Below are 14,477 nucleotides of genomic sequence, written 5' to 3'. Positions count from 1 at the left end.
TTCCGGAACGCGCCGGTGAAGAAGATCCGGAACAGATGCACGATGATCGACACCGCGAACAGCAGCGCCGCCCAGTGATGCACTTGTCGCACGAACAAGCCGCCGCGGACTTCGAAGGAGAGATTCAGGGCCGTCTCGTAGGCGCGCGACATGGTCACGCCGCGCATCGGCTGGTAGGAGCCGTTGTAGACGACCTCCGTCATGGAGGGGTCGAAGAACAGCGTCAGGTAGACACCCGACAGCAGCAGGATGATGAAGCTGTAGAGAGCGATCTCGCCGAGCAGGAACGACCAATGCGTCGGGAAGACCTTGTTGATCGACCGCTTCACGAACGCCGCGGCCTTGTACCGCTCGTCCGCCTCATCGGCTTGGTTGGCGATTTTGCGCGCTAGATCTATTGCCATGGCCGACACCCCGCCTGGGTGAGTGGTATCCGTTCCTACTACAGACGGTAGCAGAGCCGCGTGCCGGAATCGATGGGGTTTTCCGGACGGAATTGTGGAACAAGATCATTCACATTGCTCGGGCCGCCGGACGCGATCGGATCCGAGTCGATATCGTTTTGCTCGTGAGCGCGATGGCACCGCAGGACGCGACGATGTATTGGCTGTCCGAACGCACGCGCAACGACCTCTTTCTGTTGTATTGCTTCGCCGATCGCGGCCGTCCCACGGAGGAACTACGCGCCGCCGTCGCCGAACGGAGCGCGCGGATCGCCGACCTACGGGTCCGGCTGCGCGAACTGCCCGCCGACATCGATTACCCGCGCTGGACCCGCTGCGAATTCGGCGCCCAGCAACTCGTGGAACACGAACTGGCGGAGCGTAATTGGTCATGCTTCCTGGAGTCGCTCGGCAACCTGCTCGGCACCGGCGTCGATGCCGCCGTGCACCCGTGGCGGCTGCACGTGTTCCGTGCGATCGCTGACGCACCCGGGCTGGAAGGCGAGCCCGCGCTGGTGGTGGTGCTGCAGATGTCCCATGCGCTGGCCGATGGGCGGCGGGCCGCCGCGATCGCGCGGGCGCTGTTCACCGAGACTCTCGACCGTACGGAGTCGGTGCTCGACGGTGCGGCCGATGCGGCGGGTTCGACGGACGCGGCCCGGCCCGGGTCGCGGCGGAGAAGTCCCACGCGGTGGTCGTCTACGCGCGATTTCGCGGCACGTGGGCGGGCGATCGGCGACGCGCTCTCGGCAGGCGGGTCGTCGGCTGGGGTGCTGGTGGACTCGGCGATCGGCGTACTGCGCACACCGGTTCGGATTGCTGTCACAGCTGTGCGCGGCTACCAGGCGTTTCGCGCGCAGCAGCGACTGGCGGATGCGACCACGTCGGGCGAAGTGCCGCCACCCGCAACGGGTTTCCCGCCATCTGTTCTGAATCAGGCTTCAGCGCAAGGCATCTCGCGACACGAAGCGCGCATGCTGGTGTTCCCCTCCGCTGACGTGCGGGCGCCCGGCCGTACCGTCACGGTCGTCGTGCTGACCGCGGTGTCGATGGCGCTCGCCTGCTACCTGGCCGAGCGCGGCGAGCCGGTGGAGCGGCTCGGTGCGCAGGTGCCGATGGCTCTTCCAGAGGCAGCCCGCCCGCGCAACAACTATCGCAGCCTCGGCGTCGATCTCTTCGTCGACGAACCCGATCCGCGCCTGCGCGCCGACAAGATCGCCGCCGCGCTCGCCGACCGGCGCGTGCGCGCGCTGCACCCCCTGCTGTCCGCGCAGGACCGGGTCACCGCGGCCATGCCGGCCCCGCTGCTGCGCCGGGACGTAGACAGCTACCCCCTCGACACCGTCCCCGACTCGATCGCGGGCCACACCGTCGTCTCCAGCGTCGACCGCGGCCCGGCCGATCTGTCCTTCGGCGGCGGCGCCGTGCGTTTCACGGCCGGGTTCCCGGCCATCGGCTCGGTCATGCATCTCACCCACGGTGTGCACGGAATCGGCGACACCGTCACCATCTCGCTGCACGCCGACCCGGCCGTGCTGCCCGACCTGGACGCCTACGCCGCCCACCTTCGTGCCGCCTTGTGCGAAGTCCACCGCGCGCTGGTCGAGGCGGCTCCGGCGTCGCCATCGGTGTGACGAGCCGCCGGTCACGAACGGGCGAGGGCGGGCTGCTGGGCGGCCTGGTGCACCTCGGCGGAGATCTTGATGTCCAGTTCGAGCCGGGTGGCGTTGATGACCGAGCGTTCCTCCTCGACGGTGTTCTCGATCGCCCGCGACCACAGCGCCTGGATCTCGGTGATCTCCTCGGCGGTGGCCTCGCCGTCGAATTCGATCCGGCGGCGCTGCAAACTGATGTTCAGCGCCGCGGTGAGCGTGCGCATCAGGTCCTCGCAGCGATTGGGGATCTTGCGATGCGACAGGACGCGCAGGTTGCTGATGTAGCCACGCGAGCCGGTGACGAGCTGCCGGATCTCCGCGTCGACGTCGTCCAGTTCGTCGGCCTCCCAGTGCTCGCAGTGCAGCAACTGCTGGCGGACGTCGCTCGAGATGGACAGCACGGACGACACCGCGGTCAGCACCGATTCCCGCCGCCACTTGTCGTGCTCCCGCCGCTCGGCCGCCGCGTTGGTCGCCTCCACGCTGCGCTGCGCCGCGTCCAGCGTGACCCGGTTCCGCTCGTCCGCGGCGGTGAGCGCCGCACGGTTCGTGCGGTTGTTGACCAGCACGCCGACCAATGCCGCAATGGCAACGATGAGAGAACCGAAGAGCGGAAGCCACTGAGTCACGGAGAAGATCATTCCATCGGAATGGGAAGTCGCACAGCCCAGATCGAGCGAATCCGGCTCATCCGGCAACTCGGGAGGAAATCCCGACGGTCGACCGGCGTCAGCCCCGCGCGGCGCCTTCCGGCCACACGACATCGACCGGCACACCACGTTGACGCGCGAGTTCCACCACCGTCCCCGTGCCCGCCTTCTGCCCGGCATCGCCATCCCACACGGCCACCAGCCGATCGACCGACCCGACCACGGCATCGTTGGCCGCTTCGTACGCGTCACGGCCCGCGTCGTCGAAATCCATCACCCGCACCTCGGCCGCGTTCTTCACCAGCTCGTCGAACAACTCGGCGTGATCCGGCTCAACTTTCCGCTCCCGGTAATTCCGGGACGGCAACACCACCTCCAGCCGCCCACCTGCATCGAGCACCGCCCGCGCGAACACGGAATCCGAGCCACGCGCAATGCAACTCACCCCGACCAGATCACTTGGATCGTGCACGTCCAGCAGCGAACGCACCGCGTCGTACACCAACGGTTCAGTAGCCGCGGTGATGTTCATGTGCCCCGTGACGCCGATCCGCACCATGCGATGTTCTCTCCTATGCTGTCGCCGCAACCAGCGGCCGCATCCGCTCCGAACCGCCCCGTGCGGTTGTATACCTTCGCTGATCTCTTTGCGACATGGTTGGCGCTGATGCCGAACCGCGTCGAGGCTCGGCACTGGTATCTGCCATTTTGTCCTCTGCGACGAACTGCATCGGATGATGAAGCCCTATCGTGTGCCCCTCGCTAGGCTGGCGCGATGGCAATCCCGAGTGTGTGGTCGGTGACGACAACCACGCCGACCGAGGAAGCGGCCCGAGAGATCGCTCGCGCCGTGGTGTCCGAGCAGTTGGCGGCCGGGGCGTTCATCACGGGGCCGATCAAGTCGGTGTTCTGGCATCTCGGCGAACTCGGCGACGGACATGAATGGCGTGTCGAACTCCGTACCTCTGACGCTGCGCGAGACAAACTCGCGGAACGGATCAAAGAACTGCACCCATGGGACAACCCGGAGTTGGTGGGCCAACCGATCGAGTGGTACCCGGAGGAATACGGGAGCTGGGTGGCCCGCTCTACAAACGCGTCGGAGTAGGAACCCTGACTGCTCGAGCGCGTGACCAGAGCTGGGCACCACCACGCACTCCGGCGGGTTGACGCATCGGTCGTTCGAGCCTTGGATGCGACAGGGAGACCGGGACGATACGGAGAGGTTGTCGCTAGTAGAGATCCTTGCGGCTCTGATCGATGAACTCCGTCGAGAGACGGTCTAGTTGCGTTGTGAAGTTCGTGAAGGCGGTCTGCAGGGCCGCGAGGTCGCCTTTCCATTCATCCGTTTCGGTGGCGGGCTGCCGACCCGCCTTCAAATGTTTGTCGATGAATGGCGCCCAGTGCTGATCGAACCATTCCTGGGTAGCTGGCATGAACTTTTGTAGCACTGTGACCATATTGTCGGTCGATGTTATGATGGCGATTTCGATCGAAGCGATGAATTCGGTTGCACTGTGGTTGAAATCCACTATTGCCGAGCGAAAGCCATCGAAATTCTCGCCTCGAAGATATCCTATCATTCCGCCGGACTTGTTTATGAAGTCGAGCATGTTCGCGAGGAAGTCATGATACGACTTCTGGCGATCTTCTCGCAGGAACTTCACTGTTGTGAGCCGATCCTCGCGATCTGCGGAGTTGACACTGACGTACACCGCCGCTGTGGCTGAGACGATGCTGGAAATCAGTGCCGCGCACAAAGCGGCGACCAGGGCGTAGCGCGCGCTTCGAGTGGTGGTGTCCGTCCGCGCATTCCTGTCCTCGGGTAACTGTCGAGTGGCCGTCGAGTCCGTCTCATCCTGGTCTGCCGTGGGTTGCGGCGGCGGATTCGTTGCGGTTTCGTCTCGATCGGGTCGAGAGGCTGGATCATGGGCCATTTTCACTCCCAGCAAGTGCAGGAAATGACTCTTTATGCTCGGTTGCGAGCCATACCCGCAACGCGCTTTCCCAATCTTGTCTATTGCTTATTTATCGCTGATCATCCGGCAGAATCGCGGGAATGGGTCGACCTGGTGGGCCCTCCGCTGTCCGACCGGCGGTGCGAGTGCTGCGAGTCACATCGGCCCGGTGGTCGGCGGCTCGGATCGGCCCGGCCGTACCCGGTCTTGTGTCGGTCCGATCGGAGTGCTGCCGCGACGGCTCTTGTGTTCTCCGGGTGTCGGCCGTGGGATCGTCCTCGCGGCGGACCGGCGTCCGCCGAAATGCGCTGTGTCGACCACTGTTGCCAAAAGGCCGGGTCGGGAGTGGGAAAACCACTCCTGACCCGGCCCTTTCGTGGCGGAGGATAGGGGATTTGAACCCCTGAGGGCGTTAACCCAACCCGCGTTCCAGGCGAGCGCCATAGGCCACTAGGCGAATCCTCCGTGGAGCAGCATACCGGTAGCCCCCGGCCGGTCGCCAAATAGGTGGGGTGACGTGGGTGAAGTGCCTGGTCGGCGGGGGTGGTGGACCCGGAAGATGGGTTTGTGGGCAGGAGGCGCTACACTGGCCGACGGATCCCGCGCGGCGCGCATCCTGTGAACCCCCCCAGGGCCGGAAGGCAGCAAGGGTCAACGGGCTCTGCCGGGTGCGCGGGGTCCCCCTTTCAAAGACCTTGCGGGGCGGCTCGCCTTCGTCGAGCCGGTGGGGCAGCGGCCGACATTCCATCCCCGGATAACGCCTCCAATTCCGGGCGCCGCACGGGTAACGTGAACACCGTCCGCGGATGCATGTGCGTCTGCACGGACAACTGTTCGGTCGCCGCCGCACATCGGTCCGGCCAACCATCGTCCCTTCGCTGCTTGAAAGGCTGCCCAGGATGCCCCGGCAAACGCAGATCGGTTTGATGAGCCATGAGGAGCTCGTGCTCGAGCACGACACCCAGACCGCGAACTACGCGACGCTCAAGACCGAGAAGCTGACGCTGGACCTGACCCGGGGGAAACCTTCGCCGGAGCAACTCGACCTGTCCGCCGATCTGCTGAACCTGCCCGGCGACGGTGATTTCCGCGACGGCACCGGCACCGATTGCCGTAACTACGGTGGCCTGCACGGCCTCCCGGAACTGCGCGCCATCTTCGGCGAGCTGCTCAACATCCCGGTGGACAACCTGCTCGCGGGCAACAACGCCAGCCTCGAGCTGATGCACGACGTGATCGCCTACGCGATGCTGTACGGCACCAATGATTCCGAGCGTCGCTGGGCCGCCGAGGACACTCTGAAGTTCCTGTGCCCGGCCCCCGGCTACGACCGGCACTTCGCGATCACCGAGGCGCTCGGCTTCGAGATGATCCCGATCCCGATGCGGCACGACGGCCCCGACACCCACGCCATCGCCGAGCTGCTGGCGAACGACCCGCAGATCAAGGGCCTGTGGGCGGTGCCGAACTACTCCAACCCGACCGGCGTCGTCTTCTCCGAAGACGTTGTCCGCGAACTCGTCTCGATGCCGGCCGCGGCGCCCGACTTCCGGCTGTTCTGGGACAACGCGTACGCGGTGCATCCGCTCACCGACACGGCGGCCCCGGTGATCGACGTGCTCGGCTTGGCCGCCGCCGCGGGTAACCCGAACCGCCCCTTGGTGTTCGCCTCCACCTCGAAGATCACCTTCGCCGGCGCGGGCGTGAGCTTCATCGGCGGGTCCACCGCGAACCTGGACTGGTACCTGAGCCACGCCTCGAAGAAGAGCATCGGTCCGGACAAGATCAACCAGCTGCGCCACCTGCGCTTCTTCGGCGACGCCGACGGCGTGCGCGCGCACATGCAGAAGCACCGCGCCATCCTGGAGCCGAAGTTCGCCCTGGTGCTGAAGATCCTCGAGGACCGCCTCGGCGCGTCCAAGGTGGCCTCCTGGACCGAGCCCAAGGGCGGCTACTTCATCAGCCTGGACGTGCTCGAGGGCACCGCGGCGCGGGTGATCGCCCTCGCCAAGGAGGCGGGCATCGCGCTCACCGCCGCCGGTTCGGCCTTCCCCTACCGGAACGATCCCGAGGACAAGAACATCCGCATCGCGCCCAGCTTCCCGAAGCTGCCCGAGCTGGAGAAGGCGATGGACGGCCTGGCCACCTGCGTGCTGCTGGCGGCCACCGAGAAGCTGCTCGGCAAGTAGGACCGGAACGCTGACCGCCCGGCACGGCAATCGTGCCGGGCGCTGTCTATCTATGGCGGGTGGAATGGGCGCGGGCTCGGCCGACACGGCGGGCTCTGCGCCGCGCAGTCGGCGGTATCGGCGGACCATCCGGCGGACGCGCCCTTGCCTGCGCGGGAGCGCCCTACCCGGTCTCCAGCAGTTCCTTCAGCCGAGCCAGATCCGCGCGGTTCGCTCGCCGGATCGCCGCCTCCAGCACAGGCGCGGCCAGCTTCCGGAAACCCTTCGGCTCGCCGCGGTTGCGCAGCGTCATGCTGGTACCGCCCTCCGGCGTATCGGCCCAGGTGTAGGTGGTCTCCATCGGAAACGGCCCCTGCGCGGTGCGCATCACCAGCCGGACGGAGGGCGTGTAGTCGACCACCTCGTAGGTATAGGTGAGCCTGCCGCCGAGGAAATGGGCGACGAACGTCATCCGCGAGCCGACGCGCAGCGGCGGTTCCGTTTCCCAGGTGACGCTGTGGATGCGCGAGTACCAGGCGGGAGCGTGCGCCGGATCGGCCGAATACGCGGCGACCAGCTCACGTGATCGGTCGATCACGACGTCGGTGCGCACGTCGACGGCCATGGGCCGGGTCAGCGCGGTTTGTGCGCGAGGACGGCGAACATGGTCACCGAGAGATGGATGTCGCCGCTGGCTGCGCCCGCCGCGAGGTCGGCGAGCAGCTGCTCCCGCTCGGCCTCGGTGATCGTGCCGCGCGCGACCGCCATCGCGGAGATCCTGGTGATCAGCGAGCCCGCGCCGACGCGGCGGTCCTGCACCAGAGCCTCCGAGCCGATGTCGTCGACCACAAGGCCCGCTTTGGTGAGCAGACCGGGCAGACGACGGCCGGACAGCGGGTTGGTGGTGGCCGACACGAGCGTGTCGATCACCTCGCGGACGACTCGCCGGTTGCCGGGATGCACGATCGCGGTGTCCCAGTCGCTGTCCACCACGACCACGCGGCCACCCGGCCGCAGCACGCGCGCGATCTCGTTGGCCGCGCGGGCCGGGGCGGTGAGGTGCTGGAAGACGCGCTCGCACAGGACGGCGTCGAAGCTGTCCGCGCCGAACGGCACGCCGTAGGCATCTCCGGAGTGGAATCTGGCCGTCGAGCCGGCTTGGGCGGCGCGGCGCTCGGCGGAGGCCAGCAGGTGCGGGTCCGGCTCGACGCCGACCGCGCTGCCGTCCGGGCCGACCGCTTCGGCGAAGGTGATGACCTCCGACCCGGTGCCGGAGCCGATGTCGACGGCGTGTTCGCCGGGCCGCAGTGCGAGCGCTTCGTGCGCCCAGGTGCGCAAGCGGCGGATGCCTGGCAGCGCGGCCTGGAGGTCGCGCACGTCGACGAGTTGGTCCTGACCTGCTCGGTCGAATCGATCGGGGCGCAATGCGTAGGTGTTCATGGGCCCGTGTCCATCCCTGGCCGTTGGCGTCGTCTTGGTGGGTGTCGCCGTCGTCTGAGGCATGGCCTGGAGCCTACGCGGCAGCTCATCTACCCGCGCGTAGGCATTGTGAGGTGAGTCACTACGCGGGTGCGGCGGCGGCGACCCGGGTGCTGCCGCACCGTCGGCTCCGGTGAGATGATCGACCCGTCCCAGCACACCGAGCAGGAGGTAGGGCATGACGCGCACGCTGTGCTTGGCGCAGGACGCCGAAGCGGACCAGCTGTTGACCGAGGACCATTTCGCCACGCTGCTCGGCATGCTGCTGGATCAGCAGTACCCGATGGAACACGCTTTCCGCGGCCCGAAGAAGATCGCCGACCGGATGGGCGGGTTCGACATCCAGCGCATCGCCGAGGCCGATCCGCAGGAGTTCGAGGAACTCGCCGCGACCCCGCCCGCGATCCACCGCTACGGCCGGTCCATGGCCCGGCGTGCGCAGGAGCTGGCCCGCTACGTCATCGAGCACTACGACGGCAAGGCCGAGAACATCTGGACCGCGGGCGACCCGGACGGCAAAGAGGTGCTGCGCCGCCTGCGGGAGCTGCCCGGTTACGGCGAGCAGAAGGCGAAGATCTTCCTGGCTCTCCTGGGCAAGCAGCGGGGCGTGCGGCCGGAAGGCTGGCGCGCCGCGGCGGGCGCGTACGGCGACGAGGGCTCGCGCCGTTCGGTTGCCGACGTCACCGACGCCGAATCCCTAGCGCAGGTAAGGGAATTCAAGAAGCAGGCGAAAGCGGCGGCCAAAGCGAAGTAGTTCCGTACTCGTAACTCCCCGGTTGCCTATTTGAAATCGCCCTGCGTTTTTTCCTCGTTCTCGCAGAGCCGTTGCCCGATGCTTTTGGCTGGTACGGCTCCACCTGAGATGAGGGATTGCAGGACATGAGGATGAGGAAGCTCGCCGTGGTGGCGGCGCTGGTGACCATTGCGACCGGAGTGGCCGCTGGTACGTCCGGCGCCGCCCCGGCGGAAGAAAGTACGGAAAGCGCGATCAATTTCACCGCGCACGCGACCGATACCCAGTCGATCATCGAAATCGACGCGGGCTCGCTGGTGGTCGAGAACGAGGTGCTGGAGGTCAAGGCCTCCAACGGTACCGTCCTCGCGGCGCAGCCGCTGAGGTTTCAGCTCGAGGACTTCGAATTTCCGATCGCCGCAGCGGTTTCCGGCCGCACCGCGACGCTGACGCCCGTGTTCGACCGGGAACACGCGGTCTACAAGCCGGTCGCCCTTCCCTACGAGGACAAGGCGCCGTGGAAGACCGAGTACGACCGTGAGGTCGCCGCTTGGACCCGCCTGACCAGCACGATCGCCGCCGGAGCCACCATCGGAACGCTCGTCGGCGGCATCGCTGGCGGCGCCGTCGGCTGCGTCCTCGGCGGCATCGCGGGCGCGACCGTCGCCTCCGCCGCGATCGTCGGCCTGTTCGGCGCCTTCATCCCGGCCGCGGCCATCGGCTGCCTCGGCGGCATCATCGCCGTCGGCGCGCTCGGCACCCTCGCGGGCCAGATCCTGGTCACCGCCCCGGTCGCCATCGCCGCCGCGATCCAGTACTTCACGACGATCAATCAGCCGTTCGTCGCACCGAAGTAATCCTTCCGCGTGAAAAGACTCCGCTCCGTCCGGGTTCCGGGGGAGCGGGGTCTTTTTGTGTCCTCGCGACCTGGGAAAACAATGTGCGGGTGCGCACAACGGCGCGTCGAGGGTTGGTGTGTCATGGATATCGGTGTTAATTTAAATGACATGTCTGCCGGCCGATGGAACCTCCTGCGCGTCACTTACGTGACCGCCGCGCTGGGTCTGCGGCTGCCGTTGACACGCGAACTGTGTCGTCTCTCTTGCTGCAGCTGAGCTGTCTTTCCTGCTCGTTTGCTGCCTCGCCGCCCATGTAGGCACGTCCCGTTCGATTACGGGACTTCAGCAAGGATCTGCACAATGTCCCTTCCCACCCTTGAACGATCCGTCTCCAGGGTTGCGGGCAGCCGTACCCGCGTCCAGCGCCCGGTTGTCGCCCCTGAACTGCGCATCGGCGACAACCCGGCGGCCGCGGTGCTGCGCGCCGCGACCGGTGGTCCCGTCTCTCGCGACAACGCCGCGCGCACAACGGGTTTGAGTATCGCCACGGTCAACCGCCAGGTGTCCGCACTGCTCGCGGCAGGCCTGCTGCGCGAACGCCCCGACCTGACGGCCTCGGGTGCGGTCGGACGCCCCCGCGTCCCCTTCGAAATCGATCACGACGCCTACCTGACCATCGGCATCCACATCGGCGCCGCGGTCACCAAGATCGTCGCCGCCGATCTGCGCGGCCGCATCCTCGGCGGCCTTGCCATCGCCACCCCGCAGACCGGCCAGGAATTCGCCACCGTCACCGTCGCCCGCAGCGCGAAGGCGTTCCTGCAGCGCTGGCACCGGCGCAAGGCGCTGTGGGCCGGTGTCGCGATCGGTGGCCGGGTCGACCCGCTGACCGGCGTCGTCGACCACCCGAAGCTGGAATGGCGTGGCGCACAGGTCGGTTCGGTGCTCGGCGAGGTGCTGGAGTTGCCCGTCTCGGTCGCGCCGCACGTCGAGGCGATGGCGGGCTCGGAGCTGTTGCTGCCCACCGGTGAGCCGAAGGACCAAGCCCGCGTCGAGCGGGGCAGCAGCCTGTACTTCTACGTGCGTGAGACCGCCGGTATCGCGGTGACTTTGGACGGTCGCGTGCACACGCCGAGTAACGGCCCCGGATCGATCGCGCACCTGCCGACGGGGTCGGACGTGGAATGCACCTGCGGACGGCGTGGCTGCTTGGAGGTGACCGTCGGCGATCGGTCGCTGCACTCCAGGGCTGTCGGCCGCGGCATCATCCCGGCCCACAACGGGACCGCGGGCTCGACCATCGCGGATCTGTACCGCGCCGCGGAGGCCGGTTCGGAATCCGCCCGCGAGCTGCTCGCGGAGCGGGCCACCATCCTCGGCCACACCGTGGCGATGGTGCGCGACATGCTCAACCCCGATCGGGTCATCCTCGGCGGCCAGGCCTTCACCGGTTACCGCCCGGCGGTCGCGCATGTGGCGCGGGCGTTCAACCAGGGTTCGACGCTGCCGCCTACCGATATCCGCATCAGCGGATTCGGCGGCAAGGTGCAGGAATACGCCGCCGTGGTGACCTCGCTGAGCGTCCTCTACGCTGATCCGCTGGCCGCGATCCGGCGCACCGCGTCGATCGACTGAGCACTACGACGAAGGGCGACCGGACGCGCTGTCCGGTCGCCCTTCTCGTGCGTCCGCGGCGTTATCGATGCGGGTCGCCCGCGGTCGCGAACAGGCCTTCCAACGCGGTGATGAAGAACGGGAAGTGGCTCGCGAACCGTTGCAGGTTGCGGTCGCGTTCGAATCCGCCGAACCAGTAGAGGCCGGGCTGCGCGTCGGCCGAGGGATCGAGGTCGCGGAAGACGCGGATCCAGTTGTCGGCACGCGCGCCGAGCACCGTGAACGGCAGGGCTCGGGAGAACACCGTCTCCTGGTCGATCGGCGGGATCTGTTCGCGCCGAATGTTTTCCAAGCCGCGCTGCAACGCGCGGATCTGCCGGGCGAGTTCCAGCCCGCTGGTCGTCCGCACCGGCAGGTACTTCGGTGCGAGCAGGGTCGCGACCCCGCCGAGCGCGATGGCGACACCGACCAGGGCGTGCCCGGAGGTGAGCGCGAGCGTGACGGTCACCGCGAGGCCCGCGACCACCAGCACCCCACCGAGCCACACCGCGAGGCCGGGACGGCGGCGATCGAGGAAGTTGCCGCGGGCGACGGCGTCGGCGATCAAGGCGGCGCGGACCGGACCGGAGGCCACCCGCCCAGGCGCGCGCAGCTCGCCCAGTGTCACGGCATCGGCGCCACCGGGCAGCAACGCCTGGTAGACCGCCTTTTCGTAGTCGCGCAGCTGATCGTCGGGCGTATTGACCCGGGTGATCCGCCAGTCGCTGTCGCTGAGCGGTGTGATCCGGATGTACCGGCGCACCGCGAGATCCACCACGGTAGCGGCGATATCGACCGGATCGACGTGCCCGTCCAGCAACAGACCGGCCTCACCGGGCAGCGCGCCATCGGGAGAGGTGAACTGCACTCGATCGCCTTCGCGCAGCAGCGGATCGATGGTCTCCGAACCGCCGCCGATCGCCGCGTCCTGACGGCGGGCGCGCAGGACGAAGGCGGCCAGTCCCGCCAGCGCGAGCAGCAGCACGCCGAACGCCACGAGCACCGGCGCGGTGATCGCGAACGGGCCCGCGTCGCCGCCGCCGCGCACGTCGGCGTTGCTCGGCACGGTGCCGGGCGGCAACTGCAGCGTCAGGTCGATCGCGTCGCCCTTGTGCAGGTCGGTCTGCTCGAGGAAGAGAACGCCGTCGGACTCGATCTTCACGTCGGCGCACGGCCGGGTGTTGCCGGGCGGACCGAGTTTGCAGTCGACGATGCCCATTTCGAAGCTCGGGCTGATCAGCGAGGCGCTGATGGAGGCGATGTCGGCGCCGAGCACGCCGAGCCAATGGAACACCTGAGTGCCCGGCGCGTCACTGACGGTGTTCTGCACGGAGTACTGAAAGGTGGACGTGCCCGGCCGCGCCTCGATGGTGAACTGGTCGTTCGCGACGGTGGCGGTCCCGGGGCCTTCGGTGTTCACATCGGTGACCCGGAAGACGCGCTCCGCGTCGTCGCTCACTTTTAGCCGCAACGGAAGCGACATCCGGAACGATCCGTCCGGCGGCACCGCGATCTGTTCGACGACTTCGAGGACACCCTCGCGATTCAGCTTCAGATCGGCGGTGATGGTCACGCCGTCGGGCGCGGGCTCGGCCTCGGCGACCGGGGCCGCCACGAACATTGCCGCGACGGCGAGAAGCAGCGCGCCTAGGGCGGCCCCCCGAAAAGTCAGCATGGCTGCCTACTCTAGACAGCTTGCTATCCTGCGTCAGCGGCTGTCGGCGATCACTGAGACGAGGGGGTACGGGGGCGTGACACAACCACCGTACGGACACGGACCGGTTCCGCACCGGGGGCATCCGGTCCCTCCGCCGCCGGGACACGGTGCGCCCCATGGACCGCGCCCCGGTTACGGTCCGCCACCTGGATACGGCCCGCCGCCCGGCTACCGTCCGCCGCCGGGATATGCGCAGCCCGGTTACGGCCCGCCGCCGGGTTACAGCCCTCCGGTCCCTCCGCCGATGCCCTATGGCCCGCCCGGTCGGCCTCCCTACCCCCCGCAGCGCAAACGAGGCGGTGGCGGATGGGTGGTGCTGCTGGTCGTCGTCGTGTTCCTGGTCGCGGCGGGGCTGGTGCGCAACGCGATCTCGGTGGGGCGCGACAGCGACGCGTCCGGCTCGCGGCCGAGCTTCACGTTCGACGCCCAGCCGGACGGCGCGAGCGGCCCTTCGGAAACCGGCGCCAACCCGCTGCTCACCGACCCGAGCGCGACACTCGTCCCGGCGCGGTGTGATTACTCGCCGTGGGGCACCCAGGTCGACGCCGCCCGCAAGTTCTTCGAAAGCGCCGCGTCCTGCCTGGAGTCGGCGTGGAAACCCGTGCTGCGCGAGGCGAATCTGCCGTTCCAGCCGCCCGCGCTGAACGTCAGCGCGACCACGACCGGCATCACCACGCCGTGCACCGGCTCGACCAGCAATTTCGCCGCGTTCTACTGCCCGGCGAACAAGACCATCTACATGCCGATCAGCCAGTTGCAGACGGAATACTTCCGGGACAACTGGGTGGTCTACCTCTCGGTGTTCGCGCACGAGTACGGACATCACGTGCAGGCGATGTCCGGCATCCTGCGTAAGGCCAACAGCGAGCGGGCCGACGCGGGGCCGCGCACCGCCAAGGGGTTGGAACTGTCTCGCCGAGTCGAGTTGCAGGCCAACTGTTTCGACGGCATGTACCTCTCCTCGTCGTCGAAAGGCGGCTCGCTGACCGATCCGCAGCTCACCGTGGCCCGCAAGGACGCCTACGGCCGCGGCGACCAAGCCGGGGACATGCGCGACCACGGGTCCGCCGAGAACGGCGGCCGGTGGTTCGAGGCGGGCTTGGACAACAACCGTGCGGCGCAGTGCAATACGTTCACCGCGTCGGCGAGTTCGGTGAGCTGACCCGAGTCGCGCGAAAGCCC

13 protein-coding genes, 1 tRNA gene, 1 other RNA gene and 1 pseudogene are annotated in these 14,477 nt (G+C 67.7%); 8 read left to right on the top strand and 8 right to left on the bottom strand.

Annotated features, from left to right (window positions below; translation table 11 throughout):
• Positions 1–404, bottom strand: a pseudogene (locus tag NB3_RS09735) (cytochrome bc1 complex cytochrome b subunit); the annotation flags it as partial.
• Between the two features lie 173 nt (positions 405–577).
• Here NB3_RS09735 and NB3_RS09730 point away from each other — a divergent pair.
• Positions 578–2,077: a WS/DGAT domain-containing protein gene (locus NB3_RS09730; RefSeq protein WP_244891835.1), complete on the top strand. Its 1,500-nt coding sequence runs from the start codon at positions 578–580 to the stop codon at positions 2,075–2,077.
• Between the two features lie 11 nt (positions 2,078–2,088).
• On the opposite strand, the gene NB3_RS09725 is transcribed toward NB3_RS09730, so the two are convergent.
• Positions 2,089–2,727, bottom strand: coding sequence for a hypothetical protein (locus tag NB3_RS09725; RefSeq protein WP_157111680.1), 639 nt, complete (start codon positions 2,725–2,727; stop codon positions 2,089–2,091).
• A gap of 100 nt (positions 2,728–2,827) precedes the next feature.
• Entirely contained in the window at positions 2,828–3,442 is a 615-nt protein-coding gene (locus NB3_RS09720) for a type 2 periplasmic-binding domain-containing protein (protein WP_244891832.1), read from the bottom strand.
• Between the two features lie 81 nt (positions 3,443–3,523).
• On the opposite strand from NB3_RS09720, the gene cutA reads away from it, so the two are divergent.
• The gene (cutA, locus tag NB3_RS09715; protein ID WP_067799835.1) at positions 3,524–3,856 is read left to right on the top strand and encodes a divalent-cation tolerance protein CutA; all 333 of its coding nucleotides are present in this window, start codon (positions 3,524–3,526) and stop codon (positions 3,854–3,856) included.
• A 124-nt stretch (positions 3,857–3,980) separates the two neighbouring features.
• Here cutA and NB3_RS34950 read toward each other — a convergent pair whose 3' ends face one another.
• Positions 3,981–4,685: a hypothetical protein gene (locus NB3_RS34950; RefSeq protein WP_157111678.1), complete on the bottom strand. Its 705-nt coding sequence runs from the start codon at positions 4,683–4,685 to the stop codon at positions 3,981–3,983.
• 398 nt (positions 4,686–5,083) lie between these two features.
• Positions 5,084–5,171, bottom strand: a tRNA-Ser gene (locus NB3_RS09705).
• Between the two features lie 127 nt (positions 5,172–5,298).
• Here NB3_RS09705 and ffs point away from each other — a divergent pair.
• Both ffs and NB3_RS09695 read left to right on the top strand, forming a co-directional pair.
• Positions 5,299–5,393: signal recognition particle sRNA small type (gene ffs / locus NB3_RS09700), an RNA gene on the top strand.
• A 212-nt stretch (positions 5,394–5,605) separates the two neighbouring features.
• Positions 5,606–6,895, top strand: coding sequence for an aspartate aminotransferase type Ic (locus tag NB3_RS09695; protein WP_067799828.1), 1,290 nt, complete (start codon positions 5,606–5,608; stop codon positions 6,893–6,895).
• Between the two features lie 163 nt (positions 6,896–7,058).
• Here NB3_RS09695 and NB3_RS09690 read toward each other — a convergent pair whose 3' ends face one another.
• Positions 7,059–7,499, bottom strand: coding sequence for an SRPBCC family protein (locus tag NB3_RS09690; protein ID WP_067799825.1), 441 nt, complete (start codon positions 7,497–7,499; stop codon positions 7,059–7,061).
• A gap of 8 nt (positions 7,500–7,507) precedes the next feature.
• On the bottom strand, positions 7,508–8,314 hold the full coding sequence (locus tag NB3_RS09685; protein WP_067799822.1) for a methyltransferase domain-containing protein: 807 nt from the start codon (positions 8,312–8,314) through the stop codon (positions 7,508–7,510).
• A 217-nt stretch (positions 8,315–8,531) separates the two neighbouring features.
• Here NB3_RS09685 and NB3_RS09680 point away from each other — a divergent pair, with 217 nt between their 5' ends.
• From NB3_RS09680 to NB3_RS09670, 3 genes are all read left to right on the top strand, one after another.
• Positions 8,532–9,107, top strand: coding sequence for an HhH-GPD-type base excision DNA repair protein (locus NB3_RS09680; RefSeq protein WP_067799819.1), 576 nt, complete (start codon positions 8,532–8,534; stop codon positions 9,105–9,107).
• Between the two features lie 125 nt (positions 9,108–9,232).
• Complete coding sequence (locus tag NB3_RS09675; protein WP_067799816.1) at positions 9,233–9,943, top strand: DUF8020 domain-containing protein; 711 nt, start codon at positions 9,233–9,235, stop codon at positions 9,941–9,943.
• A 342-nt stretch (positions 9,944–10,285) separates the two neighbouring features.
• Positions 10,286–11,560 (top strand): ROK family transcriptional regulator, encoded by a 1,275-nt coding sequence (locus NB3_RS09670; protein WP_067799814.1) that lies wholly within the window; start codon positions 10,286–10,288, stop codon positions 11,558–11,560.
• Positions 11,561–11,621: 61 nt separating this feature from the next.
• Here NB3_RS09670 and NB3_RS09665 read toward each other — a convergent pair whose 3' ends face one another.
• Positions 11,622–13,253 (bottom strand): DUF2207 family protein, encoded by a 1,632-nt coding sequence (locus tag NB3_RS09665; RefSeq protein WP_067799811.1) that lies wholly within the window; start codon positions 13,251–13,253, stop codon positions 11,622–11,624.
• 352 nt (positions 13,254–13,605) lie between these two features.
• On the opposite strand from NB3_RS09665, the gene NB3_RS09660 reads away from it, so the two are divergent.
• A complete protein-coding gene (locus NB3_RS09660) occupies positions 13,606–14,457 on the top strand; it encodes a neutral zinc metallopeptidase (protein WP_244891831.1) in 852 nt (283 codons plus the stop codon).
• Positions 14,458–14,477 lie beyond the last annotated feature (20 nt).

This window comes from Nocardia beijingensis NBRC 16342, from assembly GCF_001612785.1.
GTDB classification, from domain to species: Bacteria; Actinomycetota; Actinomycetes; order Mycobacteriales; family Mycobacteriaceae; genus Nocardia; species Nocardia beijingensis.
The sequence above is the reverse complement of the archived record's forward strand: the minus strand, read 5'-3'. Positions and strand labels throughout refer to the sequence as shown.